Origin of the sequence: Streptomyces sp. NRRL B-3229, from assembly GCF_000719505.1 — a bacterium.
Classification (GTDB): domain Bacteria; phylum Actinomycetota; class Actinomycetes; order Streptomycetales; family Streptomycetaceae; genus Streptomyces; species Streptomyces griseorubiginosus.
On record NZ_JOGP01000059.1, the window covers coordinates 1 to 7142 of the forward strand.

The 7142-nt window shown below is 71.0% G+C and carries 7 protein-coding genes; 1 reads left to right on the top strand and 6 read right to left on the bottom strand.

Annotated features, from left to right (window positions below):
- From IF54_RS0138510 to IF54_RS0138530, 5 genes are all read right to left on the bottom strand, one after another.
- Positions 1-939: Gfo/Idh/MocA family protein (locus tag IF54_RS0138510; RefSeq protein WP_037821186.1), on the bottom strand; the 939-nt coding region annotated here is incomplete at its 3' end.
- A gap of 236 nt (positions 940-1175) precedes the next feature.
- Positions 1176-2012 (bottom strand): substrate-binding domain-containing protein, encoded by an 837-nt coding sequence (locus IF54_RS0138515; RefSeq protein WP_030327326.1) that lies wholly within the window; start codon positions 2010-2012, stop codon positions 1176-1178.
- 17 nt (positions 2013-2029) lie between these two features.
- Positions 2030-3049: an ABC transporter permease gene (locus IF54_RS0138520; RefSeq protein ID WP_030327327.1), complete on the bottom strand. Its 1020-nt coding sequence runs from the start codon at positions 3047-3049 to the stop codon at positions 2030-2032.
- Positions 3046-4560 carry a sugar ABC transporter ATP-binding protein gene (locus tag IF54_RS0138525; RefSeq protein ID WP_030327328.1) on the bottom strand — a complete coding sequence of 505 codons (1515 nt, stop codon included), beginning with the start codon at positions 4558-4560 and terminating at the stop codon, positions 3046-3048. The genes IF54_RS0138520 and IF54_RS0138525 overlap by 4 nt, the downstream gene beginning before the upstream one ends.
- Positions 4561-4763: 203 nt before the next feature.
- Positions 4764-5834: an ROK family transcriptional regulator gene (locus IF54_RS0138530; protein ID WP_030327329.1), complete on the bottom strand. Its 1071-nt coding sequence runs from the start codon at positions 5832-5834 to the stop codon at positions 4764-4766.
- A 250-nt stretch (positions 5835-6084) separates the two neighbouring features.
- Between IF54_RS0138530 and IF54_RS0138535 the strand changes: the two genes are divergently transcribed.
- Positions 6085-6915 (top strand): NAD(P)H-binding protein, encoded by an 831-nt coding sequence (locus tag IF54_RS0138535; RefSeq protein ID WP_030327330.1) that lies wholly within the window; start codon positions 6085-6087, stop codon positions 6913-6915.
- Positions 6916-6981: 66 nt separating this feature from the next.
- Here IF54_RS0138535 and IF54_RS0138540 read toward each other — a convergent pair.
- On the bottom strand, positions 6982-7142 hold a 161-nt coding region (locus IF54_RS0138540), incomplete at its 5' end, for an FCD domain-containing protein (protein WP_030327331.1).

A 7142-nucleotide genomic window follows, 5' to 3' on the forward strand; every position in this document is an offset into this window, starting at 1 on the left:
GGTGCCGTCGTGGAAGGAGAGCTCGTTGAGCCGCTCCAGATCGAAGGCCAACGAGCCGCGCTCGCCGTTGAGTTCGATGCGCAGGGAGTTCTTGCGCCCTGTGGCGTAGCGGGTGGCCTCGAAAGAGGCGAGGGCGCCGGAGGCGAAGCGGCCGGTGAACAGGGCGGCGTCGTCGACGGTGACCTGGCCGGTACCGGTGCCGGCTTCGGCGGCGAGGCCCTTGGCGGCACCGGCCAGCGGGCGTTCCCGTACGAAGGTCTCCGTCAACGCGGACACTCCGGCGAGCGGTTCGCCTGCCAGGTACTGGGCGAGGTCGATGATGTGGGCGCCGAGGTCGCCGAGTGAGCCGGAGCCGGCCTTCTCCCTGCGCAGCCGCCAGGTCAGGGGGAACTCCGGGTCGACGAGCCAGTCCTGAAGGTAGGTCACCCGGAGGTGCCGGAGCGTGCCGAGTCGTCCCTCGGCCACCATGCGGCGGGCCAGCGCGGTGGCGGGCACCCGGCGGTAGTTGAAGCCGACCATCGCCAACTGGCCTCGCTCCTGGGCCGCTTCGGCCGCCCGAGTCATGGCCTGCGCCTCTTCCACGGTGTTGGCGAGGGGTTTCTCGCAGAGCACGTGCTTGCCCGCCTCCAGCGCCGCGATCGCGATCTCCGCGTGGCTGTCGCCCGGGGTGCAGATGTCGACGAGGTCGACGTCGTCCCGCTCGACCAGGGCCCGCCAGTCGGTCTCGGCCGCCGCCCAGCCGTGCCGGTCTGCGGCCCGGCGCACGGCGTCCGCGTCCCGGCCGCAGATCGCGGCGAGCACCGGGCGCAGGGGCAGGTCGAAGACGCGCCCCGCGGTCCGCCAGCCCTGGGAGTGGGCGGCACCCATGAAGGCGTAGCCGACCATGCCGACCCGCAGAGGCGGCGCTTCGGCCTCTTCTGACTGCTGCGGCTGTGCCATGCGCGATGTCCTCCTCGTCGTCGTGGCGTGGTGGGGGGTGCAGCCCGGTCCGTCGACGAACCGGGCTCCTCGGGGCCGTCCCGTGGGCTCGCCGGCGAACCGGGCTTCTGGGGCCCGTCCTGTGGACTCGCCGACGAAACGGGCTCCTTGGACCCGTCCTGTGGACCGGCTCGGCCGCGGTGCACCGCTGTCCGCCGCCGGTCCGGTCGCCGGGACCGACCCTGTTTCGGTACGCCTCACTTGAAGCCGGTGGACATGTACTGGTCGACGTTGGTCTTGTCGACCACGGCCGAGTAGAGGGTGAGGGAGGCCGGGATCTCGAACTCGGCGAGGCCGCTCACCCCCTTGGCCTGGCCGAGGGCGCGGGCGAGATCGATCGCGGAGGCGGCCATGGTCGGCGGATAGAGGACGGTGGCCTTGAGGACACCGTTGTCCTGCTTGATGGCCTGGAACGCGGACAAGGCGCCCGCGCCGCCGACCATGAGGAAGTCGTCGCGCCCGGCCTGGTCGATGGCGCGCAGCGCACCCACGCCCTGGTCGTCGTCGTGGTTCCACAGCGCGTCGAAGCTGGACTGGGCCTGGAGCAACTGGGCCATCTTCGCCTGCCCGGACTCCACGGTGAACTCGGCGGCCTGGCGGGCCACCTTGCGGACGTTGGGGTAGTTCTTCAGAGCGTCGTCGAAGCCCTGGGTGCGCTGTTTGGTGAGTTCCAGGTTGTCCAGGCCGGCCAGTTCGATGACCTTGGCGCTGGACTTGCCCTTGAGCTTCTGGCCGATGTAGTGGCCGGCGTTGAGGCCCATGCCGTAGTTGTCGCCGCCGATCCAACACCGGTACGCCTGGGGAGTGTTGAAGATGCGGTCCAGGTTGACGCCGTGGTCGGCCTGGGGTCCCGCGAAGCCGATGGTGACGGCCTTGCCGGGCTTGTCGTCGGCGGCCGGCTGGTCGTTCGCGGCCGGCTCGTCGTCGCCGGAGTCGTTGCTGGTGCAACCTGCGAGGAGGGCGCCGGCCCCGACGGCGGCGGTCCCGAAGAGCAGCCCTCTGCGGGTGGGAAGTCGACCATTACGTTGCTGCATGGCGGTGAACCCTTTCCTCAGGTCGTGCTTGCGGTACGGCGCTGGACCAGCACGGCGGCGACGATGATCGCTCCCTTGGCGATCTGCTGGACGTCGCTCTGCAAGTTGTTCAGGGCGAAGATGTTGGTGATCGTGGTGAAGATCAGGACACCGAGCACGGACCCGGTGATGGTGCCGCGGCCCCCGCTGAGCAGGGTTCCGCCGATGATCGCGGCGGCGATGGCGTCCAGCTCGTAGAGGTTGCCGTTGGTGTTCTGACCGGAGCCGGACAGGATGATCAGCAGGAAGGCCGCGATGCCGCAGCACAGCCCGGACAGCAGGTAGAGGTAGAGGCGCTGACGGCGGACGTCGATGCCGGCGAGGCGGGCCGCCTCGGCGTTGCCGCCTACCGCGACGGTGCGCCGGCCGAAGGTGGTGCGGTTCAGCACCAGCCAGCCGATGATCGTCACGACCGCGAAGACCATGACCAGCGGCGGGACGCCGAGGACGTAGGCGTCGCGTTCGCCGAGGTCGAGGACGGAGGACACGGTGACGATCTGCGTGCGGCCGTCGGTGATCTGGAGGGCGAGTCCGCGTGCCGAGGCGAGCATGGCGAGGGTGGCGATGAAGGGGACCATCCCGCCGTACGCGACGAGCAGCCCGTTGACGAGGCCGCAGCCGACTCCGACGAGCACCGCGGTGAAGAGGATGCCCGTGAAACCGTACTCCTGGGTGGCGACGGTGGTGGCCCACACCGAGGCGAGGGCGACGATCGCGCCGACGGACAGGTCTATGCCGCCGGAGGTGATGACGAAGGTCATGCCGACGGTGACGACGCCGATGACCGAGGCCTGGGTGAGGACGAGTTGGAGGTTGCGGGTGTCGAGGAACTCGTCGGGCTTGGTGATGCCGCCGATGAGGATCAGGACGGCGAGCACGCCGAGGAGGGAAAGGGTGCGGACGTCGGCACGCGCGAACACCCCTCGCCACGCGGACGGTTCACTCACCGAGGGCGCCTTGTCGGCGCTCCCCCTGGGCGGGGACACGGGCTGCGTCATGACGGGCTTCCTTCCATGACGAGGTCGAGTACACGGTGTTCGTCGAGCTCACGGGCGGGCGCGGTGTGTACGACACGGCCCTCGCGGAGCACCAGGACACGGTCGGCGAGGCCGAGCACTTCGGGGACCTCGCTGGAGACCAGCAGCACGGCGAGCCCTTCGTCGGCGAGCCGCCGGACGACCGCGTACAGCTCGGCGCGGGCGCCGACGTCGACGCCCCGGGTGGGTTCGTCGAGGAGCAGGACCCGGCAGCCGCGCAGCAGCCAGCGGGCCAGGACGGCTTTCTGCTGGTTGCCGCCGGACAGGGTGCGGACCGGCACGGCGGGGTTGTCGGGCCGCAGCGACAGTTCGCGGGTGGCCGCCCGGGCCGCTCCGAGTTCGGCGCCACGGTCGATCCAACCGCCGCGCGAGAAGCGGGACATGGAGGAGACGGAGACGTTGCGGGTGACCGACTCCAGCATCAGCAGGGCCTGCGCCTTGCGCTCCTCGGGGGCGAGCCCGATCCCGGCCCGGACCGCGGCCCGCACACTGCCCGGCTTCAACGCCTTCCCGTTCACGACGACTTGACCGGCCGTGGGCTTCCGGGCGCCGTAGATCGTCTCCAGGATCTCGGAGCGTCCCGAGCCGACGAGCCCGGCGAGCCCGACGATCTCCCCGGGGTGCACGGAGAGATCCAGGGCCGCGAACTCGCCGTCGCGGGCGAGCCCTTGGATCTCCAGGACCGCCGGGCCGTCCGGCGCCGCGACCGGCCGCTCCGGAAAGACGTACTCGACGTTGCGCCCCGTCATCAGCGAGACGACCTCACGCGTGGGCGTGGACTTCGCGGGCAGCCCGACCGCCACGGCCCGACCGTCCTTCAGGACGGTGACCCGGTCGCCGATGCGCCGGATCTCCTCCAGGCGGTGGGAGATGTAGACGACGGCCACCCCCTCGGCGGTGAGGTCGCCGACGATCCGGAAGAGGTTGTCCACCTCGTCCGGGTCGAGTGCGGCGGACGGTTCGTCCATCACGATCAGCCGCACGTCGTGGGACAGGGCCCGCGCCATGGACACGATCTGCTGCTGCGCCGCCGACAACTCCCCCACCAGGCGCGCCGGATCGATCTCCGGATGGCCGAGACGCTTCAGCAGCAGGCCTGTTGACGTCCTCGCCTGCTTGCCCCGCACCACGAACCCGGCGGAGGTGGGTTCATGTCCCAGGTGGACGTTCTCGGCCACGGACAGGTGCTCCACCAGGTCGAGTTCCTGGTAGATGGTCGCGATGCCGAGGCGCATGGCGGCGATCGGCGAACGGAGGGTGACCTCGTCCCCGCGCCAGCGGATGGTGCCGGTGTCGGGCTGGTGGGCGCCGGCGAGCACCTTGATGAGGGTGGATTTCCCCGCCCCGTTCTGGCCGAGCAGGCAGTGCACTTCACCGGCCTGGACGTCCAGGTCGACGCCGTCGAGGGCCCGGACTCCCGGGAAGGACTTGGTGATGCCGGACATGCTGAGCAGCGGTGGTTCTGGTGCCATGAGGTCCCCTTGGCGGGCGTGCGGGCCGGTTTCAGGGCAGGGCGAGGCAGGGCAGGGCGAGGCAGGGCGCTGTACTGGTGTGCCGTAGCAGGAACGGACCTGTGCCGGTGAGGGCCAGGGCTGTACGGGTGCGGAACGGACTCGCGCGGGTGAAAGACGGACCTGTGCAGGTACGGAACAGACTTACGCGGTGCGGAGCAGACCTACGCGGGTGAGAACAGGTGGTCGCTGATGAGCCGGGCCGCGCCGATGACTCCGGCGGTGGGTCCCAACTCCCCCAGCACAATGGGCAGGTTGCCGGTCGCCAGCGGCAGCGACTGACGGTAGACCTGGGTGCGGATCGCGGCGAGCAGGGTGTGGCCGAGGCCGGTCACCCCGCCGCCGATCACCACCAGGCCCGGGTTGAAGAAGGAGACCAGTCCGGCGATGACCTGGCCGGTCCGGTCGCCGCCCTCGCGGATCAGGTCGAGCGCGGCGGCGTCTCCGGCGGCGGCGGCCACGGCGACGTCGGCTGCCGTCAGGGTGCCGTTCGCGGCGAGGCGGGCGGCGAGTTCCTCCGACCGCCCCTGCTCGACCGCCTCCACGGCGTCACGCGCCAGGGCCGCCCCGCTGAAGTGGGCTTCCAGGCAGCCCCGGTTGCCGCAGGCGCACGGACGGCCGTCGGGCACGGCCTGGATGTGGCCGATGTCGCCCGCGCTGCCCGTCACCCCGCGGTGGACCGCACCGCCGGCGACGATGCCGCAGCCGATACCGGTACCGATCTTGACGCGGTTCACGTCGTTGTCGACCATGACCGGACAGCCGAGCTCCTGACTGAGCGCCTCCCGCACGGGAAAACCGTCCCAGCCCGGCATGATCGGCGGAGCCACCGGAACACCCTCCGGAAAGCGCACCGGCCCCGGAACACCGATACCGGCCCCGTCGAAACCCTCCGCCAGCCCGCCCTCGCGGACGTCCATGGGCTGGTTGAGGTGTCCCAGGATCTCCAGTTCGGCGTTGGTGACGGCGACGTCGACCGAGGTCGCGCCGATGTCGACGCCGAGGAAACGCAGGGCAGGGGCGAGCCGGATGTTGTGGGACCGGCGTCCGCCACGGGAGGCGGCGAGTCCGTCGGCCACGATCAGGCCCGTCTCCAGCAGCCGGTCCACCTCCACGGCCAGCTTGGACCGTGACAGGTCGACCTCGTCGCCCAGCTGCGCACGGGAGTTGGGGCCTCCGTCGCGCAGCAGCTTGAGCAGCTTGGCCTGATGGGCGTTCGCAGGTCGTGCCGTCATGCGTCTCACGAGCCCCTCCCCGCCTCATCCGGCCACCCGTTGGCGTGCTTTCGAGGGGAACGTAGCAGTGGCTGCCCCACCTGGGAAGAAGCTGTGCAGAGATTGATACCGACTTTCTCCACTCACAGGACAAAGACTCGCCGCATTCCGGCGCGGAGCGGCGCACTCTGGCGCTCCCGGCACCCGCCCGCGCAGGATGGGTCCGACGGCCGCCCGCCTCGGCGTGACGGGCCCGGCGGAGGGGGAGACCATGTTTCTGGTGACGGGCGCGACGGGGAACGTGGGCGCCGAACTCGTGCGCGCGCTGACCGAGTCCGGCGAGCGGGTGCGGGCGCTCAGCCGGGCCGGGCGGAGCGAGGGGTTGCCGGCGGGCGTGACGGCCGTGGCGGGAGATCTCGACCGGCCCGAGTCGGTGCGGCCTGCGCTCGACGGCGTACGGGGACTGTTCCTCATGCCGGGATACGGCGGGCAGCGGCAGATCCTCGCGGACGCGCGGGACGCGGGTGTGGAGCGGGTGGTCCTGCTGTCGGGTCGGTCCGCGGGCACCGGCGACCGGGGCAACGCGGTCGCCGGCTATCTGATCGACGCGGAGGACGCGGTGCGGGCGTCGGGGCTGCGCTGGACGTCGTTGCAGTGCACGAGCTTCATGTCCAACGCGCTCCGGCTGGTGGACCAGATCGACAAGGGCGACACGGTCCGGGTGCCGTTCCCCGACGCCCGCACCGCCGACATCGATCCGTACGACATCGCCCAGGTCGCTCTGTACGCGCTGCGCTCGGACGACTGGGCAGACCGGGCACTCGAACTCACCGGTCCGCAGGCGCTGTTGCCCGCCGACCGCGTCCGGATCCTGGGCGAGGCACTGGGCCGGGACCTGCGTGCCGTGGGGCTGACGCACGAGGAGACACGTGCCGAGCTGGAGGCGTCCATGCCGAAGCCGTATGTGGACGCCTTCTTCGCCTTCTTCGTCGACGGCACCCTGGACGAGTCGGAGGTGCTGCCGACGGTGGAGCGGGTGACGGGACGTGCTCCTCGCACCTTCGACCAGTGGGCGCGGGTGCACGCTGCGGCCTTCGGCTGAGGGTGCGCGTCCGGCCGGCAGCGAAGGGGCCGGGTCGGTGACTCGACTCAGCACGTCGGCGGCCGGTCACGCCCGCTGACGTGCGTGGTACGACGTCCGGGTGTGCTCGGTGTGCTCCCGCATCAGCTCGGTGGCGCGCTGTTCGTCGCGGTCGGTGATGGCGGCGATCAGCTCCCGGTGCTCGATCCAGGACTGCCGACCACGCTGCCGGGCGATCGGCGTGTAAT

Bases quoted from the DNA above. Each gene is read 5' to 3' on its own strand.
- IF54_RS0138515 (WP_030327326.1), bottom strand. From the start codon at position 2,012: ATGCAGCAACGTAATGGTCGACTTCCCACCCGCAGAGGGCTGCTCTTC.
- IF54_RS0138520 (WP_030327327.1), bottom strand. From the start codon at position 3,049: ATGACGCAGCCCGTGTCCCCGCCCAGGGGGAGCGCCGACAAGGCGCCC.
- IF54_RS0138525 (WP_030327328.1), bottom strand. From the start codon at position 4,560: ATGGCACCAGAACCACCGCTGCTCAGCATGTCCGGCATCACCAAGTCC.
- IF54_RS0138530 (WP_030327329.1), bottom strand. From the start codon at position 5,834: ATGACGGCACGACCTGCGAACGCCCATCAGGCCAAGCTGCTCAAGCTG.
- IF54_RS0138535 (WP_030327330.1), top strand. From the start codon at position 6,085: ATGTTTCTGGTGACGGGCGCGACGGGGAACGTGGGCGCCGAACTCGTG.